This is a genomic window from Verticiella alkaliphila, from assembly GCF_018904615.1.
Lineage (GTDB): Bacteria > Pseudomonadota > Gammaproteobacteria > Burkholderiales > Burkholderiaceae_B > Verticiella > Verticiella alkaliphila.
Genome location: NZ_JADCNH010000018.1, coordinates 62,354 through 81,691, shown reverse-complemented (window position 1 = coordinate 81,691; position 19,338 = coordinate 62,354). Strand labels below are relative to the sequence as shown.

Annotated in this window: 17 protein-coding genes and 1 tRNA gene; 7 read left to right on the top strand and 11 right to left on the bottom strand. The window is 66.8% G+C overall.

Features of this window, described 5'->3' with window-relative positions; genetic code table 11:
* From secG to IMZ29_RS13100, 4 genes are all read right to left on the bottom strand, one after another.
* A partial coding sequence (secG, locus tag IMZ29_RS13115) for a preprotein translocase subunit SecG (protein WP_216184605.1) occupies window positions 1-417 on the bottom strand: 417 nt, incomplete at its 3' end.
* Between the two features lie 82 nt (window positions 418-499).
* Window positions 500-1,264: a triose-phosphate isomerase gene (gene tpiA, locus IMZ29_RS13110; RefSeq protein WP_216184602.1), complete on the bottom strand. Its 765-nt coding sequence runs from the start codon at window positions 1,262-1,264 to the stop codon at window positions 500-502.
* Window positions 1,265-1,353: 89 nt separating this feature from the next.
* On the bottom strand, window positions 1,354-1,740 hold the full coding sequence (locus tag IMZ29_RS13105; protein WP_216184599.1) for a PaaI family thioesterase: 387 nt from the start codon (window positions 1,738-1,740) through the stop codon (window positions 1,354-1,356).
* 86 nt (window positions 1,741-1,826) lie between these two features.
* The gene (locus IMZ29_RS13100) at window positions 1,827-2,294 is read right to left on the bottom strand and encodes a hypothetical protein (RefSeq protein ID WP_216184596.1); all 468 of its coding nucleotides are present in this window, start codon (window positions 2,292-2,294) and stop codon (window positions 1,827-1,829) included.
* Window positions 2,295-2,404: 110 nt separating this feature from the next.
* Here IMZ29_RS13100 and IMZ29_RS13095 point away from each other — a divergent pair, with 110 nt between their 5' ends.
* Complete coding sequence (locus tag IMZ29_RS13095; protein ID WP_216184594.1) at window positions 2,405-3,250, top strand: NHL repeat-containing protein; 846 nt, start codon at window positions 2,405-2,407, stop codon at window positions 3,248-3,250.
* A gap of 89 nt (window positions 3,251-3,339) precedes the next feature.
* Window positions 3,340-3,427: transfer RNA gene (locus IMZ29_RS13090), tRNA-Ser, on the top strand.
* A gap of 27 nt (window positions 3,428-3,454) precedes the next feature.
* On the opposite strand, the gene IMZ29_RS13085 is transcribed toward IMZ29_RS13090, so the two are convergent.
* From IMZ29_RS13085 to ppk2, 3 genes are all read right to left on the bottom strand, one after another.
* On the bottom strand, window positions 3,455-3,721 hold the full coding sequence (locus IMZ29_RS13085; RefSeq protein WP_253207095.1) for a hypothetical protein: 267 nt from the start codon (window positions 3,719-3,721) through the stop codon (window positions 3,455-3,457).
* A gap of 55 nt (window positions 3,722-3,776) precedes the next feature.
* On the bottom strand, window positions 3,777-7,001 hold the full coding sequence (locus tag IMZ29_RS13080; protein ID WP_216184592.1) for a beta-phosphoglucomutase family hydrolase: 3,225 nt from the start codon (window positions 6,999-7,001) through the stop codon (window positions 3,777-3,779).
* 104 nt (window positions 7,002-7,105) lie between these two features.
* On the bottom strand, window positions 7,106-8,026 hold the full coding sequence (gene ppk2, locus IMZ29_RS13075; RefSeq protein ID WP_216184590.1) for a polyphosphate kinase 2: 921 nt from the start codon (window positions 8,024-8,026) through the stop codon (window positions 7,106-7,108).
* 159 nt (window positions 8,027-8,185) lie between these two features.
* Between ppk2 and IMZ29_RS13070 the strand changes: the two genes are divergently transcribed.
* The 4 genes from IMZ29_RS13070 to IMZ29_RS13055 all read left to right on the top strand — a co-directional run bounded on the left by IMZ29_RS13070 (window position 8,186) and on the right by IMZ29_RS13055 (window position 11,067).
* On the top strand, window positions 8,186-8,551 hold the full coding sequence (locus tag IMZ29_RS13070) for an ArsR/SmtB family transcription factor (RefSeq protein ID WP_216184589.1): 366 nt from the start codon (window positions 8,186-8,188) through the stop codon (window positions 8,549-8,551).
* Window positions 8,548-9,081 (top strand): SRPBCC family protein, encoded by a 534-nt coding sequence (locus IMZ29_RS13065; RefSeq protein WP_216184587.1) that lies wholly within the window; start codon window positions 8,548-8,550, stop codon window positions 9,079-9,081. Before IMZ29_RS13070 ends, IMZ29_RS13065 begins: the two co-directional genes overlap by 4 nt.
* Before the next feature lie 45 nt (window positions 9,082-9,126).
* Window positions 9,127-10,053 carry a TonB C-terminal domain-containing protein gene (locus tag IMZ29_RS13060; RefSeq protein ID WP_216184585.1) on the top strand — a complete coding sequence of 309 codons (927 nt, stop codon included), beginning with the start codon at window positions 9,127-9,129 and terminating at the stop codon, window positions 10,051-10,053.
* 126 nt (window positions 10,054-10,179) lie between these two features.
* Window positions 10,180-11,067 (top strand): energy transducer TonB family protein, encoded by an 888-nt coding sequence (locus IMZ29_RS13055; protein WP_216184582.1) that lies wholly within the window; start codon window positions 10,180-10,182, stop codon window positions 11,065-11,067.
* 25 nt (window positions 11,068-11,092) lie between these two features.
* On the opposite strand, the gene IMZ29_RS13050 is transcribed toward IMZ29_RS13055, so the two are convergent.
* The 4 genes from IMZ29_RS13050 to IMZ29_RS13035 are packed head-to-tail and all read right to left on the bottom strand — an operon-like array spanning window position 11,093 to window position 17,552.
* A complete protein-coding gene (locus IMZ29_RS13050; protein ID WP_216184579.1) occupies window positions 11,093-12,907 on the bottom strand; it encodes an ABC transporter ATP-binding protein in 1,815 nt (604 codons plus the stop codon).
* A complete protein-coding gene (locus IMZ29_RS13045) occupies window positions 12,904-14,352 on the bottom strand; it encodes an ABC transporter permease (RefSeq protein ID WP_216184576.1) in 1,449 nt (482 codons plus the stop codon). Before IMZ29_RS13045 ends, IMZ29_RS13050 begins: the two co-directional genes overlap by 4 nt.
* 3 nt (window positions 14,353-14,355) lie before the next feature.
* Entirely contained in the window at window positions 14,356-15,333 is a 978-nt protein-coding gene (locus IMZ29_RS13040) for an ABC transporter permease (protein ID WP_216184574.1), read from the bottom strand.
* A complete protein-coding gene (locus IMZ29_RS13035; protein WP_216184572.1) occupies window positions 15,330-17,552 on the bottom strand; it encodes an ABC transporter substrate-binding protein in 2,223 nt (740 codons plus the stop codon). Before IMZ29_RS13035 ends, IMZ29_RS13040 begins: the two co-directional genes overlap by 4 nt.
* Window positions 17,553-17,738: 186 nt before the next feature.
* On the opposite strand from IMZ29_RS13035, the gene IMZ29_RS13030 reads away from it, so the two are divergent.
* A complete protein-coding gene (locus IMZ29_RS13030) occupies window positions 17,739-19,331 on the top strand; it encodes a BCCT family transporter (RefSeq protein ID WP_216184570.1) in 1,593 nt (530 codons plus the stop codon).
* Window positions 19,332-19,338 lie beyond the last annotated feature (7 nt).

Here is a 19,338-nt window from a genome sequence, read left to right as displayed (position 1 = left end):
CGCAGGGGCCGGCGCCGGTGCCGGAACAGCAGCATCGGGCGACGCCGGTGCCGTCGGCACGCTGGCATCCGGGGCGGCGGGCACGCCGGCATCACCGCTGCCGGGCAACTGCGGCACGGACGGATCCTGATAGCCTTCCATCACACCGGACGGCGCGGGCGCGGGGCCACGGGCGTGGCTCATGTAGGCCAGGCCCACGGTGGTGGCAAAGAACACCACGGCAGCCCACTTGGTGGCGCGCGACAGGAAGTTCGCTGCACCGGCCGAGCCGAAGAGGCTACCCGCGCCACCGCTGCCGCCTGCGCCGAAGGCCGAGCCCATGTCGGCCCCCTTGCCCTGCTGCAGCAGCACCAGCACGATGATGCTGAGTGCGGAGATCACCTGCACCGCCAGCAGCGCACTAAGAATCCAAGACATTACCCACTCCCGATCCGGGCGCGTTTCGCGCCTCGGTGTTGATGAGGCCGCCCACGGCGGCCACGCTCGTCTGTTGGTGCGATCAGGCCGCCTGGCCTGCCGCCTCCACGATGCCTGCAAAATCCTTCGCGTCCAGGGCAGCGCCACCGACCAGGCCGCCATCGATGTCGGCCATGGCGAAAAGGCTTGCGGCATTGGACGACTTCACGCTGCCGCCGTAGAGCACCTGCACCTGCGGCACACCCAGAGCCGCCAGCTGCGCACGAATGGCGGCATGGACTTCCTGCGCCTGCTCGGGCGAGGCCGTGCGGCCGGTGCCGATCGCCCACACGGGCTCATAGGCGATGACCATGCCGGCCACGGCCTGCGCACCCAGTGCCAGCACCGGTGCCAGCTGTGCCTCGATCACGGCCAGGGTCTGGCCAGCTTCGCGCTCGGCGAGCGACTCACCCACGCACACGACCGGCGTGAGACCGGCGCCCTGCGCGGCGGTGGCCTTGGCGGCGACCTGCTCGCTGGTCTCGGCGTGCAGCGAGCGGCGCTCGGAATGGCCGACCAGCACGAAGCGGCAGCCGAACTCGGCGAGCATGGCGGCCGAGACTTCGCCCGTGAAGGCGCCCGAGGCTTGCGCGCTCACGTCCTGCGCACCCCAGAGGATGTCGGAACCGGCGAGCGCGAGCTGCACCTGCGAGAGATACGGAAACGGAGCGGCCACACCCACCTGGGCGACCGCGCCGGTACACACGGGCTTGAGCGCCTCGAGAAGGCTCGCGTTCGCAGCGAGCGAGCCATTCATCTTCCAGTTGCCAAGCACGAGCTTGCGGCGCGATGCGATAGAAGCGGACATGGGCTAACGTCTGAGTAAAGGATTGCGAGCGCTGGCCCAATAGCCAACGCCACGTCGAAAAACCCTTGATTGTAGCGTTTTTGACGAGGCTAGGCGCTACGGCGAAAGCTTCCCTGTGCCGTGGCCACGAGACCGCCTGCTGCGTCGTAGAGCCGCGCGTCCGAGAAGAAGACGCGGCGCCCCCCACCCGTGACGCGCCCCTCGGCACGCAGAAGGCCGATCGGCGCGGGCGCGAGGTAATTGATGGCAAGCGAGATGGTGGCAGCATGTCCGGCCTCGCCGCCCTCGTTCATGAGGCCGGCGTAGCCTGCCGCCGCGTCGAGCAACGTGGCCACGATGCCGCCCTGCACCACGCCACGGCGGTTGCCGTGCGAGGCATCGGTCAGCAGCGAGAGCGCGACCTGCCCCGGCTGCCAGGCGTCGATGACCATGCCGAGCGACTCGAGATAGGGATTGTCCAGGGAAGGCGTCGTCATGAGGAGGCGGCTCGCGTGCGCATCAAAGGGGTCCGATAGTAGCTCACGCGACGATCGACGCCCTCTTGGCGCGGCGCGCCAGGGCCTCAGGCCGCTGGCCAGATGTCGATCTGAATGACATCAGGTTCCACGGGCACGCTGTCGTCACGCGCACCGTCGAACTCCACCCAGGCGATCCGCACCTGGACGTGCTCGCTGGGTGTGAGGAACAGGGGGCCGAGGGGCTGGGGATCCGGAGCACAGGGCGAGCTGATGCTGAACGTGCGGCACGGAAAATGAGCCGGCGTGGTCTCGACCTGGGTCCAGGGCCGATCGCTCATCAGCTCGACCTCGGAGAAGACGGGCTCGGCATCGTGCACGCGGATCTCCACGTGCTGCTGCAGGCAATCCGCCGTGTAGACCACCAGCCCCGCCGGCGTTGCCTGAAAGCGCTGGCGCTCCATCACCGGCGTGATCGCCATGGGTGGCGTGAACGCCGTGTCGCGCAAGTCCACCAGATAGAACTGGCCGTAATCCGATTGCCACGCCAGCCGCGCGCTGCCGAGTATCGCCATGGCGCACCCTCCTCTTGCCTGTGCCATCGTGATGCCCCACGATAGCATCCTGCCTGGCTCGCCAGCTCATCCGACGCCCCTTGGCGACGCCTCCACCGCCTTCAGACACCATGCTCCCACCTCCCGACTTCTTCATGACCGACGGCGCCGCGCGCTACCGGATGATTCGCCCCTGGCACCGTGATACGCCACAGGCGCGCCTGCGCAATCTCAGCCAGTTGGCGGTGGACAGCCGAGGCCGTGTCTTCGTGCTGCAGCGCGAGGCTCCGCATGTGATGATCTTCGCCGCGTCGGGCGAGCTCGAGTCCACGCTCGACGACCCTCGCCTCACGAGCGGCCATGGCATCTTCATCGATGCCCACGATCAGGTCTATCTCGTGTCCTACGATGCGCATCAGGTGCTGGCGTTCGATGCGGACCTCAAACCCCGCTTCGCGTTGGGTGAGTTCAACACACCCCACTGGCAGGCGCCTTTCAACCACCCCACCGACGTCGCCGTGGCGCCCGACGGCGAACTGTACGTGACGGACGGCTATGGCAACGCCTGTGTGCACCGCTTCACCGCACAGGGCGAACACGTGCAGACCTGGGGCACGGTGGGCGACGGTCCCGGCGCGTTCGCCACGCCGCATGGCGCCTGGGTGCTCCCGGACGATCGCGTGGCTGTCTGCGATCGCGAAAACGATCGTGTGCAGATCTTCGATCGCGATGGCCGTTATCTGACGCAATGGCGTCACTTCGTGCGCCCGATGGACATCTGGTGCGACGGCACCCACGTGTTCGTCGCCGATCAGGCGCCACGCATCACGCGGCTGGATCTGGAGGGGCAGATCGTTGGGCGCATGCGCACCTTCGGCGTCTATCCCCACGGCTTGTGGGGCGATGCCCAGGGCAGTCTCTACGTGGCCGAACAGGGCCCGACGATGTGCGTCACGAAATACGAACGCCTGCCCTGACGACATGAACGCCCTGCCCTGGCAGGATCGTTTATGATGTCGCCCTTGCGCGCTGGCTTGGCCGGCACGCAATCATCAGCAGGCGCCACGGAGGTGTGGCAGAGTGGTCGATTGCACCGGTCTTGAAAACCGGCAACGGGCAACCGTTCGTGAGTTCGAATCTCACCGCCTCCGCCAATAGGCGCCCTGCCGCAACGCTTGTCGTCAGAAGCGTCGCCGGCTCAATAGTTGACTCGCGGTCTTGATGAGGCCCTCGCGCCCGCTTGCGGCGCGGCCCAGGAGCGCGGAACCCGCCGCCAGCATCAGGGCGCTGCCGATCAGCGAGCGCTGACGCGCCGCCTTGGTCACGAGCAGCGCGCCCAGACCAAACACGATCCAGTGCTCGCCGGGAAGGCTCGGCCGACGCTCGTCGGCCGTCTTGATCTTCTGCCAGGCGTCGTTGGCGGCATTCGTCGGGGTCTGCTGGGGCATGACAATCTCCTGGGTGTTGAGATGCCGCCCATCCGCAAGCGGCATGCCGGCCCGCTTACGCCTGGCTCAGCACGGGCGCCGCGCGTTGCGCCGGCCCCAGCCGGAACACCCGGCTCGTGCCGGCTTCGAAGGTCACCCGTTGCCCATTCACGCACAGCCCGATCGGCGGCGCCGAACGGTTGCGCCCATGCACGGTGAGCGAGCGCTGGGACAACCGCACGTCCAGCGAGTGGCCGCGGTAGTGGATGCGTAGATCCAGGCGCTCCATCTCGGGCGGCAGCTGCGGGGTGATGTGCAGCAAGCCATCCCGCACGGACAGGCCCGTCGTGGCGCGCTGCATGAGATCTACGGAGCCTGCCATGGAGGCCAGGTGCACGCCCTCCGCGGTGGTGCCCTGCTGAATGTCGATGACGTCGCTCTGGAGCGCTTCGGCAAAGAGCCGCACGGCCTGGCTGCGATCCTGCCGGGCCAGCACCCAGGCGTGCACCACGCGGCTCAAGGTGGAGCCGTGCGAGGTGCGGTCACTGTAGAAATCCACGGTGCGCGTGATCGCCTCGGCATTGAGCTCATAACCCAGGTGGGCGAAGAGCGCCGCCAGCTCGGATTCCTCAAAGAGATAGAACAGCATCAGCGTATCGGCCTGCTTGGAGAGGCGATAGCGATTGGTCGTGTCCCCCTCCGCCTCCAGGATGAGATCGAGCCGCTGGATGTTGTCGTAGCGCTGCCGATAGCCCTCCCAGTCGAACTCCTGGAGCGCCTCGTAGCCTTCGAACTGGCTGATGACGCCGTCTTCGTGGAAGGGAATGTGGAGCCGTCGACTGATGTCGTCCCACTGCAGCACCTCATCCGGCGTGATGCCGAGCTGCTCCAGCAACTCCACCCGACGCATGTCCGAGATCAGTGCGTACACCTCGCGGGCGCGGATCAGCACCCAGGCGGCCATGACGTTGGTGTAGGCGTTGTTGTCGATGCCGGGCTTCTCGGCATCGGGATAGCCGTCGTGATACTCGTCCGGGCCCATGACGCCACGGATGCTGTAGCGCTGGCGATCCGTGTCGAAGGTGGCGATGCTGGCCCAGAAATGCGCCACGTCCAGCAGGATCTCAGCACCGAAGGATTCCAGGAACTCCAGGTCACCCGTCACCTGGAAGTACTGCCAGACGTTATAGGCGACGGCGCTGCCGATGTGGCGCTGATGGTAGGAGTTGTCCGGCATCCAGCGACGCGAACGGTGGTTGAGGTTCATCTTCTGGGTTTCTTCCTGGCCGTCGCTGCCGCTCTGCCAGGGAAACATCGCGCCCGCGTAGCCCGCGGCACGGGCGGCCGCGCGGGCCTCCGGCAGACGCCGGAACCGGTACATGAGCAGCGAGCGCGTCACTTCCGGCATGCGCATGTTGAAGAACGGGAAGATGAAGAGCTCGTCCCAGAAGATGTGCCCCTGGTAGGCCTCACCCGTCCAGCCGCGCGAGGGCACGCCGATGTCCAGGCCGCGCGAATGTGAGGAGACCGCCTGCAGCAGGTGGAACGTGTTCAGGCGCAACAGGAGAAGGCTGCTTTCCTCGAGGTTCTCACCCGCCTTGGTGACCAGGTGCAGATCGAAGCGGTTCCAGAGCTCGCGCCAGGCCATGCGCTGACGCTCGAAGAGCGTGGCGACATCCGTCATGCGCTCAAGCGCCTTGCGCGCGGCCAGCCCGCATTCGGAGATCGCCGGGTCGCGCGAGGTGAAGACGGTGGCGAGCTTTTCGATCCGCAGCGTGGCGCCGCGTGACACGTCGATCTGCAGGCGCTGCGCCACATAGCCGTCTTCGCGCACGGTCGAGCGTTCAGTCTGACAGATCTGCCCATCCACCCAGAGCCGCGTGCGAGCGGCCATCGCCACCTGCAACTCGGATTGATTCGTTCGGGTCTTCAACCAGACGGCATCCTCGCCTAGCGAATCGCCCGCCACCGGCGCCAGATGACGGTTGTCGAATTCCTCGTAGAGCTTGGCACCGTCATTCACGATCCGGCCGTCGATGCCGCTCTCCACACGGATGCGCCCCGCCCAGTTCTCGGCCGTGATCGAGAGTTCGTAGCCCGCCTGGTGCATGTCGTCCATGGATACCACGCGACGCTCGCGCAACGTGGATTGGTGCCCGCGGGCGTCCTCGACACGGGTCTCGCGCGTGAGCACGCCAGTGCGCAGGTGCAGGGCCTGCCGATGCTCGAGGATGCGCAGCGTGCGCAGACTCAGCGGCTCGTCGCCATCCAGAAAGATGCGCAGATGCAGCCAGTTCGGGAAATTGACGAGATCCTCGTTCTCCACCGTGCGTCCTGCCACCCGGCTGCGCAAACGGTTATAGCCGCCCGCGATGTAGGTGCCCGGGTAGTGCACATCGTCGGCCGTGGCGAACGGCACGGCGCCGCGCGTCGCGAAGTATCCATTGCCCAGTGCGCACAGCGCTTCGCGGTTGCCCTCCTCCTCCGGATCGAAGCCATCGAACCGCAGCGTCCAGTCCTCGTCGGATTCGGCCTCCACGGCAACCTCGGCGAGCGAGGTGACGACCACGGAGGCACCGGCCTCGCGCAAGGCCTCGCCGCCCCCATGGCGATCCACGGCGATGATGCAGCCAAAGCGCCCGGCCGCACCGGCCCGCACGCCGGCCAACGCATCCTCCACGACCACCGCACGCGACGGCTCGGCACCCAGGCGGATTGCCGCTTCGAGGAACGTGTCTGGCGCGGGCTTGCCCGGCATCGACAGCGACTCGACGTCGACGCCATCGACGCGGTCATCGAAGAGGTGGGCGATGCCCGCCGCCCGCAACACCGGTGCGCAGTTGCGGCTGGAGGACACCACGGCCGTGCGGATACCGTTCTCGCGCAGCGCGCGCACCAGCGCCACCGCCTCGGGAATCGCAGGCGCACCGTAACGCTGCAATTGCTCGCTGAAGTACATGTCCTTGCGAGCCCCGAGCAGGCGGATGCTGGGCCGCTCCGGATCGTCCTCCGGGCTGTCCCAGGGGAGCGTCACGCCACGCGCGGCGAGGAAGTCGGAAACCCCGTCGTAGCGCGGCTTGCCATCGACGTGCTCGAGGTAATCCGTCTGCGCATCGAAGGGCACGAAGGGCTGATCGTGCAGTTCCGCCCAACGCCGCAGAAAGTCGTCGAAGAGACGCTTCCAGGCCTCGGCATGGATGCTGGCCGTGTCCGTGAGCACCCCGTCCAGATCGAAGAGCACGGCATCGACGTCGCGCGATGACAAGGTGACGGCGGGATGCGTCGAGGATTCTGGCGGCATGCTTCGGTTCCCGGGTTCGCAGCCGCCGCAACACGCGGTCGGCACTGGCTGTCGGATCACCAGCGCACCAAGCAAGTTCCCTGCCGCCGGGGAAGCGCCCGCCGTCAATACTTCTGCGGCACGTACAGGTTGGGCGGCAGCGTCGCGCGCTCGTACTCCGGGTTGAAGACACGGTCCGGCAAGGTGATCTCGTCATGCGGCACCGGCTCGTAGGGGATCTGCTGCAACAGATGGTCGATGCAGTTCAGTCGAGCCCGCTTCTTGTCGTTGCCCTCGACGATGTACCAGGGCGCTTCGGCGATGCTCGTGCGCGCGAACATGTCCTCCTTGGCCTTGGTGTATTGCTCCCAGCGCACGCGCGACTGCAGATCCATGGGCGAGAGCTTCCATTGCTTCATGGGATCGTGGATGCGCATCATGAAGCGCATCTGCTGCTCCTCATCGGTGATGGAGAACCAGTACTTCACGAGGCGAATGCCCGAGCGCACCAGCATGCGTTCAAATTCGGGCACGTCGCGAAAGAAGTCCTCGACCTGGTCGGGCCGGGCAAAGCCCATCACACGCTCGACGCCGGCGCGGTTGTACCAGGAGCGATCGAACAGCACGATCTCGCCGCCTGCGGGCAGATGCTGCACGTAGCGCTGGAAGTACCACTGCGTGCGCTCGCGATCGCTGGGCGCGGGCAAGGCGGCCACGCGCACGATCCGGGGGTTGAGCCGCTGCGTGATGCGCTTGATGACGCCGCCCTTGCCCGCGGAATCACGCCCCTCGAAGAGCACGACGATCTTCTGCTTGGTGTGCGCCACCCAATCCTGCAGCTTGATGAGCTCACCCTGCAGACGGATCAGCTCGCGAAAGTACGTGAGACGATCCAGCCCGTCGGGGTGGGCCGTCTGGTAGATGCCATCGAGCTCGCGCGAGAGCACCTCCTCGCTCAGCTCCAGTTCGTAATCTTCGTCCAGAGCATCCTGGAGCTCGGCCTTGAGCCACTGCGCCGCAGCGCTGTTGTCATTCGGTTGGGACATGCTGGCATCTCCGACAGATCACGCTCACGGGCTCACGCCATCGCGTGCGGTAACGGATCTGCGACGCCGCGACGCGTCGCTCCAGTCTAGCCGGGTCATGTGGCAATCCTGTGACGACGGGCGTTGACACACGCAGTGGCGACGCCTATATTCAACCACATGGTTGAATATTCACCCGACCAGCTGAATCACCTCTTTCGCGCCCTGGCCGACACGACGCGCCGCGAGATGTTGCGTCAGCTCGCCGCAGGCGAGCAGACAGTGAGCCAGTTGGCAGAACCGCATGCGATGTCGTTCGCGGCGGCAGCCAAGCACGTGCGCAAGCTGGAAGACGCGGGCCTCGTCGCTCGCGAGATCCGTGGCCGTACGCACGTGTGCCGGCTCGCACCCGCGCCCCTCGCACACGCCCATGATTGGTTGAGCTTTTACGCGCGCTTCTGGGACGCCCGCCTGGACGCCCTCGAGCGCCTCTTGCAGGACGATGCACGGCAGTACCCCACCCCCTCACGAGGAGAGACGCCATGACGACGCCCGACGAAGCCGATTACGCCACGCTCACCGACCCGACGACCCTGATCCTGCGCCGACGCCTGCCCGGCCCGATCGAGCGCGTCTGGTCCTACCTGACCCGGGACGAGTTGCGTCGGCAATGGCTGGCCGCCGGCGTCATGACACTCACCGCCGGTGCGCCCTTCACGTTCACGTGGCGCAACGACACGCTGTCCGAGACACGCTCACCACGCCCGGATGGCATCGGCGAGGAAAGCCGCCTGGAAAGCCAGATCATCGCCGCCGAGCCGCCGCATCGGCTCGCCTTCACCTGGGAGGACGGCGGTGACGTCACCATCACGCTGCAGGCCCAGGGCGAGGCGGTGCTGCTCACGCTGACCCACCGCCGCTTTGCGGATCGCGCCACATTGCTGGGCGTGGCGGCCGGCTGGCATCAGCACCTGGACACGCTCGGGGCAGTGCTGGCCGGCACGCCGACGCCCACGTTCTGGGCGGGATGGCAGCAACGGCATCGCGAGTACGAAACGCGGCTGCCGGCGGCATAGGCCGTGGGGCGAGGCTGCTCGACCGTCGTGCCGTAGAATGCGGCCATGCTCAAGCCTCGCCACGCCTTTTTCCTGATCGCGTGCGGCGCCCTCGCCGCCCCTGTGCTCGCCCAGCCTGCCGCCCCGGCCTCGCCTGTGGTGTCCGCCCCTCAGGACGCCGCCGCGCATGAATGGCAGGTCCAGGTGCGCCAGCGCGTGATGCGGGCAGCCCGAGCGGAACGGAATTGGCCTCCCGGCAAACACGAGATCGTCATCGGCTTTCGCGTGGCGCGCGACGGGTCGATCTCAGAGCCCTCGCTGATCGTTGGCACCGGCCGTCCCGAGATCGACGCACAGCCCGCCGCGATGCTTCGCCGCGTGGGCCGCATGCCTGCGTTTCCGGACAGCATGCCGGAGGCATCCCGGTATGTCCGCATCCCGGTCACCTTCCATATCGAGGACACCTCGCCGGTCCTCTTCACCGAGCCAGACCCTCATCACTACGAGGATTCGCGCAACGGCTGGTCGGTCACCGTGCCGGCCACCCTCACGATCCTCGGGCCGCGCACGCGCCCAGGCTTCGTCAGTGTCCTGAGCGTAGGCGCCAAACCCGAGGGCCCCCAACCGGTGCCGGGCACGACACGGTTGTGCGACATCGCGCTGCGGCCCCAGCAGCCAGCGCTGGCCGAACGCAATCAGGCGCAGTTGAATCAGGGCACGCACCAGGCGACGATTGCCGAGACGCTGCTGGCCGGCTATGGCGCCCGCGGCGAGATCACCTCGCCAGATCACGTCACGTTCGGCCGTGCAGTCCGTGGGCAGGAAATGCAGTTGACGCCGACCGACGCGCCCGAGACGCGTCGCTACGTGGCCCTGGCCGACACGCCCGCCTATCGGCTCGCCGTGACCTGCGGCACCACCGCCGAGGACATTGATCGGGCCTTGCCGCTCTTTCGCGCGCTGGCAGCGCGATTGGTCGTCGATGGCCGCTGACGGCTGCCCTGCACACCCTGCTGAGGTGGCAGCAAGACGGCTCGTAAAATGCGCCGGATGAAAGAAAGATCCAATTTCCCTTTGCTGGGCCTGGCTTTCGCTGGCCTTGCACTGGCCAGCGCTCCCTTGGCCGCCGAACCCGCCCCGCGAACCGATCCCTTGCAGGTCGTGACACCGGACATAGCGCACTGGAACCGACTGACTCGCGAACGTGCGCAGAGTTTCGTGCGCGTCGGCCTAGACTGGCCCGTTGGATTGCACCGGGTGGTGGTGGACGTCACTTACGATGCCGACGGCACGATCACGGAACAGAACCTTCGCGTGAGTTCGGGCCACGCCGCGATCGACGACGGTGCCATGGCCACGTTGCAACGGATGCAACGACTGCCCCAGCCGCCCGCGGATATCTCCGTGGCCCCCGGACGGATGGGCATGCCATTCGAATTTCACATTGGCAGCCCGAGGGCGATCGAACGGTGGCTCGCGTCCAATGCCCGGTTCAACGACCCCGATCGCGGTGTCGCTTTTCACCTTCCTGCGCCTCTGACCGTGCTGGCCCCACGCGCACGCCCTGGCCACTTGTGGATCGTTGGCATCGGAACGCGCGCGAAAGCGCCGCCACCGGTTCCCGGTCAGTCTCGCGTGTGCGACGTCGGTCTGCAAACGCAGAGCCCAGACTGGCAGGGTGTCGATCAGGCGGAGCTCAACGGCAGCACCCATCGAGCACGCCTGGACGGCGAATTGCGCTTGGGCGCTGGCCGAGCCAATACCGCAAGCGATCCGGCATCACTGATGTTCGGGACAGCGGCGCACGGCAGAGAGATCGTTGTCATTCCCGCCGACCGCCCTGATGAGCGCCACTACCTGGCCGTGGCCGATACGCCGCAATACCGAATGACCCTCACGTGCGCGACGGACGCAGCACATCTCGAACGCGCCCTGCCACTCTTTCGGGCCATCGCCGACAACCTGCGCATTGCGCCGTTTGCGAGTATTCCAGCCTCTCGCAGTTGACGCGGCCGACCAAGCCCTGCGGCCCTCAGCCGCGGGCAGGCGCCAGCCGCGGCACCGAGGCCAACAGACGGCGCGTGACCGCGTGCTGAGGCGCGTGCAGCAAGGCGTCTGCCGGGCCACTTTCGACGATGCGCCCGCCATCCATGATGGCGATGTCGTCGGCCATGTACTCCACCACGCCGAAGTTGTGGGTGATGAAGAGATAGCCCATGCCCGTCTCGGCCTGCAGCTCACGCAGCAGGTTGAGGATCTGCGCCTGCACGGAGACGTCCAGCGCCGAGGTCGGCTCATCCAGGATGAGGACTTCCGGCGTGACGGCGAGCGCACGCGCGATCGCGATGCGCTGGCGCTGGCCGCCCGAGAACTCGTGCGGGAAGCGCGCCGCGGCATCGGCGGGCAGCCCCACGCGGGTGAGCAGCGACTCGATGCGCTCGAGCCTGCGGGCACGGTCGGATTCGATGCGCAAGGCCGTCATGGCCTCATCGAGCACGTCGCCCACACGCATGCGCGGGTCGAGTGACGCGAAGGGATCCTGGAACACGATCTGCACGCGCCGACGCAAAGCCTGCAAGGCCTTGCCGCGCGCCGCAAGCAGATCGACGCCGCCCAAGCTCGCCTGGCCGCCGATGTCGGCCGAGCGATCGAGCAAACGCATCAGGGCCTTGCCGGTGGTGGTCTTGCCGCAGCCCGACTCGCCCAGGAGCGCGAGCGTGCGTCCTGGCGCCAGCGTGAAACTCACGCCGTCCACTGCCTTGACCTCGCCCACCCGGCGGCGCAAGAGTCCTTTACGGATGGGATAGTGCACGGTGAGGTCCTGCACGTGAAGAACAGCGCTGGCCTGGCCGGGCTTGACGCCAGCGTCCACAGGCGCGCGCGCCGTGCTCCCTGGCAAGCCACGCGCACCGGCATCCGGCACATCCGGCGACGACGTCTCGCCGCGCAGCGATGCAAAGAGCTGCCGGGAGGACACCCCTGCCAGCGGCTTGCCGCGCTTGTCCCAGCCAGGGATCGCATCGAAGAGCAGGCGCGCGTACGGATGCCGCGGCCGCGCGAAGAACTCCGCGGCAGGCGCAGTCTCGACGATCTCGCCGCCATACATCAGCGCGACGTGATGGGCGACATTGCGCACCACCGCGAGATCATGCGTGATGAGCAGGATCGCCATGCCGAGCTCGCGCTGCAGTTGGGCGAGCAGGTCCAGCACCTGGGCCTGGATGGTGACGTCCAGCGCCGTGGTGGGCTCGTCGGCGATCAGCAACGCGGGCTCGGCCGCCAGGGCGATGGCGATCATCACGCGCTGCTTCTGGCCCCCGGACAGCTGGAAGGGGTAATCGTCGATGCGGCGCTCGGGCTCGGGGATGCCCACGCGGCGCAGCCAGTCGATGGCTTTCGCGCGCGCCTTGGCGCCGCGCAGCGGCGTGTGCGCGTGGATGGTCTCGAGGATCTGCGCGCCGATGCGCATCACGGGGTTGAGGCTGGTCGAGGGCTCCTGAAAGATGATGCCCACCCGGCCACCACGCACCGCCCGCATCGCGGCCTCGGGCAACTGGTTCAGATCCGTCCCGAGCAAGGCCACCCGCCCGTTGGCCGTGCGGGCGGCGTCGGGCAACAGACGCAACAGCGCCAGCGCCGTGATGCTCTTGCCGCAGCCGGATTCCCCCACGAGCGAGAAGGTTTCGCCACGTTCGATGGACAGGGCCAGCGCCTTCACCGCCTGCTGCACGCCACGTTCGCTGTGGATGTCGATGTCCAGGCCACTCACCTCGAGCAGCGGCCCTGCGGCAGGCGTGCCCGCACCTGCGGGCGTGCGGCCCGGATGCGTCGTTCCGATCGTGCTCATGCGGGGCTCCGCTGCGCGCGCCGGCGGCGCACCCGAAAGCGCGCGCCGCGCGGATCGAACGCATCACGCACGGCGTCGGCAAAAAGATTGGCCGACAACACCAGCGCCAGCATGAAGACGAACGCGGCAAGCAGGTTCCACCAGATCATCGGATCCCGGGACATCTCGGTGCGAGCCATGTCGATCATCGAGCCGAAGGAATTCATGCTCGGATCCACCCCTACCCCCAGATAGGACAGCACGGCCTCGTACAACACCAGGGACGAGAACTCGAGCACCACGGTGATGAGGACGATGTGCATGACGTTGGGCAAGAGATGGCGCAGGATGATGCGGCCATGACCCACGCCGAAGGCACGAGCGGCCTGCACATACTCCAGCTCGGACAGTTTCATCGCCTCGGCGCGCAGCAGCCGGCACAGGCCCGCCCAACCCGTGAAGCCCAGAATCAGGCACAGCATGAAGAGCCGCACGTCCGCGCGCTGGGCCGCCGTCGGAAAGAGCTCCGGATGCGTATCGATGAAGACCTGCAGCATGAGCACGCAGGCCGCGATCAGCAGGATGCCGGGAATCGAGGTGAGCGTGGTGTAGAGGTACTGGATGACGTCATCCGCCCAGCCCTTGAAGTAGCCCGCTGCCAGGCCGAACCCGATGGCAAAGGGCAGCATGGCGATGGTGGTGAGGCTCCCGATCACGAGCGCCGTGCGGATGCTCTTCAAGGCCTGCACCAGCACGTCATTGCCCGTGCGATCTGTGCCCAGGACGTGATAGCCGCTCGAGAGCCCCGCCACCACGCCGATGACCAGACACAAAAGACCCAGCGTGATCAGCATGGCGCGCCACGGCACCCGGGTGACGCCGGCGGCGATGTCCCGGCAGGCTTCGCGCCAACCGAGGCGCCAGCGCAGCGCGAGCAGCAGCGACACGAGGATCGCCAGCGCCATCGCGGCGGCAAGCCCGCCCGCCAGCCCCAACACAGCGCGATGCGTCACATCCGCCGCCCAGCCCGCTTCGTCGGCCAGATGGGCGCCGCCATACTGGAGGCGGGGAAAGTCCCGCACGGGCTCGCCATCGATGAGCTCCGTCTCCTTGGTGAACTGCCGCGTGGCGAGCGGCCCAGACCAGCTGCGCTCGGCCGCGGGCACCGTGGCGGTGAGCACCGCATCCAGCACCGACAGCGTCACCGGCGAATAAGCGGTCGGTGCGTCGGCGGCCGCCCCGGGAGCCGGCGGCAGCGCCGGCCGATAATGCACGGAATCGAGCACGGCGACCAGGGTGAAGGCCAGCAGCACGACGGCCGAACACATGGCGGGCGTGTCGTGCAGGACGCGCCCCCAGGTGGCGCGCAGATTGGGCGAACGCGCCACGCGCCAGGCATAGGCGATCACCCCCAGGATGAGCGCAAAGAGCGCAGCGTCGGTCCAGAGCAGCACGAATTGGGGCATGGGCTACTCCATCCTCACGCGCGGATCCGCAATGGTGTAGGAGATGTCGGCCAAGAGAAGGCCGATCACATACAGCACGGACCCGAGAAAGACCATGGCCCGCACGATGGAAAAATCCTGCGCGTTGATGGCATCGATCGTGTAGCTGCCCAGCCCCGGGATGCCGAAGAAGGATTCGGCGATCAGGCTGCCCATGAAGAGCAGCGGGATCACCGCCACGCTGCTGGTCAGGATCGGCAGCATGGCATTGCGCAGCACGTGGCGAAACAGCACGACGCGCTCGGTGAGGCCTTTGGCCCGCGCCGTGCGCACGTAGTCCTTGCCGGCCTCTTCCAGGAAGAGCGCCCGATAAAAGCGCGCCTCCGGCCCGAGCTTGGCCACGAGCGCGACGATCACGGGCAAGGCCAGAAAGCGCAGCATGTCCCAGCCGCCGGCGAACCCGGAATACGGCGTGAGCCGCAGCAGCTTCGCAAAGAGATACTGACCGGAAATGATGTAGAACAGCGCCGATATGGACAGCAGCGCCACACAGAAGACCACGCCCCAGAAATCCAGCCACGTGGCCCGAAAGTAGACGAGCAGCAAGGAGAACGCGATGCTCGCGAACATCCCCAGCACGAAGGTGGGGATGGCGAGCGCCAGGCTGGGCCCGGCCCGCTGGCTGATCTCGTAGGTGATGTCGCGACCGGCGTCAGAGAACCCGAAATCCCAGCGCAACAGCGGCACCGACCGCTCGTAGAAGATCGTCTCGGTGAGCTTGGCGATGCCACTCGCCTCGGCGTTCACGAAAAGCGGCTTGTCGTAACCCTGCTGCACCTTCCATTGTTCGATGGCTTCGGTGGTGACATGACGCCCGCCGATGGCCAGACGCGCCATGTCGTCCGGCGTGTTCACGGCAAAGAACAGCACGAACGTGAAAAGATTGACGCCAAGGACGATCAGGACGCCATAGAACAACCGCCGGACGATGTAGCCGGTCATGCGCGCTCCTCCAGGGCGGTGGCGCGCTCGCGCCGGCGCAGCAGACGGGCGGCAGGCCAGATGATGAGGGCAAGCACCAGCGCGAGCGCGGCGAGCGGCCACCATACGGGCCGATTCCACTCGCTCACCTTCTGCGCGCGCAGCGCCGGATCGAGCTTCAGGTATTGCAGGCCGTTGCGCATCATCTGGCTGGGCTTGGCATTACCCACCCACTGGTGGTAGGCGCCGCCCGAGGCGGGAAAGTAGCCGAACATCCACGGCGCTTCACGTTGAACGATGGCCACCATGCGCGCGATGACCTCGGCCTTCTCGGGGCCGTCGTCCAGATAGCGCATCTGTTCGAAGAGAGCGTCGTACTCAGCGTTCTTGTAGTTGGCCGCGTTCTCGCCGTCGTTCTCGGCCTTGGCGTGCGGGCCATAGAGCAGGAAGAGGAAGTTCTCGGCATCCGGGTAATCCGCCAGCCAGCCCCACATGAAGATCTGCGCCACGCCATTGCGCATCTTCTCCTGGAAGCGGTTGTAATCCGTAGAGCGGATCTCGAGCTGGATACCGAGCTTGGCGAACTGCCGCTGCATCCAGTCGTACTGTGGACGCGAGCCGGAGGCGCCGCCCATGGCGTCGTAGTGCAGGACCAGCGGCCGCCCGCTCGCGGCCTCGCGCCCGTTGGGATAGCCCGCTTCGGCGAGCAGACGCTTGGCCTCGTCGAGCGACTTGCGCACCGGACGGCCATCGACCACGTCGTAGACTTCGCGGTTGATGCCGGCCTCGCCCTCCACGTGGCCGACCATGCCCGGCGGCACCGGACCGTTGGCGGGCTGGGCTTGATTGGCCTCGAAGATGGCGACGTACTGTTCCCAATCGACGGCGATGCTGATGGCCTGGCGCAGCTTGCGATTGCGCTCGGCCTGCTCGGGCGTGTCGCCTGCCCCGACCACCGGATCGCGCCAGTTGAAGCCCATGTACCAGAGCCCGGCTTCCACCGCGAGCGGCAATTGCAGTCCGCGCTCGGCATAGAGAGCCGCCTTATCGGGGGAATCCTCGGCGGCCACCCGGAAGGCCACGCCGTACTCGCCGCGTTCGATCTGCGGCACGTCGTAATAGCCTTGCAGGAACTTGCCCTGCAACGGCAACGCCTCTTTCTCGATGCTGAAGACAGCCCGATCAATGAAAGGCAGCGGCTTGCCGCAATCGGCGAGCAGGCCCGCCGCGCGGTCGGCGTCGCTGCCTTCGCAGGGATACGTGAGCGAATCGAAGTACGGATTGCGCCGCAGCTCGATGCGCCAGTTGATCTCGTTGTTCGCCATGTAATAGGGGCCTGTGCCGACCGGCCAATCCTTCAGGGCGAGATTGCGTTCGGCCATGCCAGGCTGCGCGAAGAAGCGCTCGGCTTCCCAGGCCATGGGCGAGAAGAACGACATGGCCAGCCAATAATTGATCTGCGGATACTTGCCGATCACGCGCAGCCGCAGCGTGTAGTCGTCCAGCGCCTCGGCGCCCGCAAAGCCTGCTTCGCGCAGATCGAGCCACGTGGGTGCCGTGCCTGCCTTGCGCGCGGCCGCATCGCGCTCGCGCAGGGCATCGCCGAATTCACGCATGCCGACCAGGTGACCGGCCATCTGACCGTAGATGGGCGAGACCACCCGCGGGCTGGCGAGCCGGCGGATCTGATAGACGTAGTCGTGGGCCGTGAGCTCGCGCGTGCCCGTCTCGTCGAAATCACCGATGCGGCGCACGCCCTCCAGATCATCGGCCGACAGCGCGTGATAGCGCAGTTCGCCCTGCTCATTGCGCGCGAAGGCCGGGTGGGGTGCGAAGCGGATACCGCGCTTGAGGGGGATGTCGTAGACGCTCTGGGCGACGGCCTCGCCCGGCGCATCGGGCGGCAGCACGTTGCCCTGCGCATCCAGCAACTGGGGCTCGACCACCTCGGCAGCCGCATTGGGCACGAGCGTGTAGGGCCGCTTGAGATAGTCGTACTGATAGAGCGGCTGGTAGACCGCGTAGGTGTAGATGGATTCGTCGCTGGAATAGGAGACGGCCGGATCCAGCGTGCGCGGCGAGCGCTGCGTGAAGGCCGTGAAGAGCGTGTTGCTCGCGATCTCGCCAGCGGCATAGGGGCTATTCACGGGCTGGTTGAACGCACCCGCGCGCCAGCCCCAGGCCAGGGCCACGACCAGCGCGACGAGCAACACCAGAATCCACAGGCGCCCACGGCGCATAAGCACATCTCCAACGTCGTGGCGGCCGATGCCGGGTGTCGGGGGCAAGTGCCGGGAGTCGGGCCAGGGGAAAGACTATACCAATCGGCTGCGAGCGTACAGAACCTGTCGCGTGACGGCGCGCGCAGACGGGTCAGGCACAAGTCTTGTTATCGGCGCTCGTCCTTGGCTTTCTCGGTGAGAACAATGAAAACACCCCTGACAGCGGGCTCCCCCGTCCTGCGCGTCTCTGGCGCCATCGTCACCGCACTCGTCCTGGCCGGTGCGATCTGGCCGGAGCGCTTTGGCGCAGTCGCCCAGCGCATGCTCGGCGCCATCACGACCAACTTCGGCTGGCTGATCCTGCTGTCGGTGTTCGTCGTCACGCTGTTCCTCATCGGACTGGCGATCAGCCGCTATGGCAGCCTGCGCCTGGGCTCGGACGACAGCCGCCCCGACTATCCCTTCTTCACCTGGATCGCCCTGCTCTTTTCCACGGGTTTCGGTGCCGGCCTTGTGTTCTGGGGCGTAGCCGAGCCCATGAGCCACTTCTTCACCACGCCCTTCGCCGGTCAGGACGCCCTCACCCCACAGGCGGCTCGCGTGGCCATGGGGTACTCGTTCTTTCACTGGGGCGTGAGCCAGTGGTCGGTGTTCGCCCTGGTCGGGCTGGGCATCGGGCTGATGCAGTTCCGCAAAAATCGCGACGTGCTGGTCTCGACAGTGGTCGAGCCCGTCCTCGGCAGCCGCCCGGCCGTCAAGGTCGCCGTCGATTCGCTCGCCGTGGTTGCCACCGCCATGGGCATTGCCACCTCGGTCGGCCTGGGCGTGCTCCAGATCGGCGGCGGATTGGACTCGGTTTTCGGCATCACCAGTACGTCGGTGGTGCAATTGCTCGTGCTGGCGGCGATGTTCCTCTTCTACATGGTGTCCTCGGCGACCGGACTGGATAGAGGCATCCGCATCCTGAGCAATATCACCCTGGCCATGTGCCTGCTCCTCCTGCTGTACGTCTTCGCTGCAGGCCCCACGGTGTTCATGCTCAACGCCCTGGTGCTTGGCCTGGGCGACTACCTCAGCCACTTCATCGAGTACAGCCTGCGGCTCACGCCCTACCAGGGCGGCACATGGATCCACGACTGGACGATCTTCTACTGGGCATGGTCGATCTCGTGGTCTCCCTTCGTGGGCGCCTTCGTGGCCCGCGTCTCGCGCGGGCGCACGCTGCGCGAGTTCATCATCGGCGTGCTCGTCGTGCCGCCGGCCATCGCCTGCGTCTGGATCGCGGTGTTCGGCGGCATGGCATTGCACAGCGATCTGCAGGCCGGCACGAGCATCGCCGCCATCGTGGACAACGACGTTGCGCTCGCCCTGTTCGCCGCATTCGACGCCCTGCCCCTGAGCACGGTGCTGTCGGTGTTTGCGATCGTCCTCATCTTCCTGTTTCTGGTCACCTCGGCCGATTCGGCAACCTACATCCTGGCCTGCATGAGCTCGCACGGCAACCTGAACCCCACCAACCGCAGCAAGCTCTTCTGGGGTGTGCTGATGGCGGGCATCGCGGGCGTGCTATTGGTGTCAGGCGGTCTGCAGTCGCTGCAGACCGCGGCGCTGGTGGCTGCACTGCCTTTCACCCTCCTGCTGCTGGTGGTGCTGGCGGCTACCGTGCGCATCTTGCGCAACGAGCCGCTGCCCATCCGCCCGGCCGACTTGCGCCGCTACAAGGCACTCGCACGAGCCGTACAGCGCGAGCCCGTGCTGCGCTCGCTCAAGCGGGAGCGCGGCCCGGATGAAACTTGACGGTCAG

Excerpts from the sequence above, each read along its gene's own strand:
- IMZ29_RS13040 (WP_216184574.1), bottom strand. The coding sequence starts at position 15,333 with ATGACCGGCTACATCGTCCGGCGGTTGTTCTATGGCGTCCTGATCGTC.
- IMZ29_RS13045 (WP_216184576.1), bottom strand. The coding sequence starts at position 14,352 with ATGCCCCAATTCGTGCTGCTCTGGACCGACGCTGCGCTCTTTGCGCTC.
- IMZ29_RS13030 (WP_216184570.1), top strand. The coding sequence starts at position 17,739 with ATGAAAACACCCCTGACAGCGGGCTCCCCCGTCCTGCGCGTCTCTGGC.
- IMZ29_RS13070 (WP_216184589.1), top strand. The coding sequence starts at position 8,186 with ATGGTTGAATATTCACCCGACCAGCTGAATCACCTCTTTCGCGCCCTG.
- IMZ29_RS13105 (WP_216184599.1), bottom strand. The coding sequence starts at position 1,740 with ATGACGACGCCTTCCCTGGACAATCCCTATCTCGAGTCGCTCGGCATG.
- IMZ29_RS13050 (WP_216184579.1), bottom strand. The coding sequence starts at position 12,907 with ATGAGCACGATCGGAACGACGCATCCGGGCCGCACGCCCGCAGGTGCG.
- IMZ29_RS13100 (WP_216184596.1), bottom strand. The coding sequence starts at position 2,294 with ATGGCGATACTCGGCAGCGCGCGGCTGGCGTGGCAATCGGATTACGGC.
- IMZ29_RS13085 (WP_253207095.1), bottom strand. The coding sequence starts at position 3,721 with ATGCCCCAGCAGACCCCGACGAATGCCGCCAACGACGCCTGGCAGAAG.
- IMZ29_RS13060 (WP_216184585.1), top strand. The coding sequence starts at position 9,127 with ATGCTCAAGCCTCGCCACGCCTTTTTCCTGATCGCGTGCGGCGCCCTC.
- IMZ29_RS13065 (WP_216184587.1), top strand. The coding sequence starts at position 8,548 with ATGACGACGCCCGACGAAGCCGATTACGCCACGCTCACCGACCCGACG.
- IMZ29_RS13080 (WP_216184592.1), bottom strand. The coding sequence starts at position 7,001 with ATGCCGCCAGAATCCTCGACGCATCCCGCCGTCACCTTGTCATCGCGC.
- ppk2 (WP_216184590.1), bottom strand. The coding sequence starts at position 8,026 with ATGTCCCAACCGAATGACAACAGCGCTGCGGCGCAGTGGCTCAAGGCC.
- tpiA (WP_216184602.1), bottom strand. The coding sequence starts at position 1,264 with ATGTCCGCTTCTATCGCATCGCGCCGCAAGCTCGTGCTTGGCAACTGG.
- IMZ29_RS13035 (WP_216184572.1), bottom strand. The coding sequence starts at position 17,552 with ATGCGCCGTGGGCGCCTGTGGATTCTGGTGTTGCTCGTCGCGCTGGTC.
- IMZ29_RS13095 (WP_216184594.1), top strand. The coding sequence starts at position 2,405 with ATGCTCCCACCTCCCGACTTCTTCATGACCGACGGCGCCGCGCGCTAC.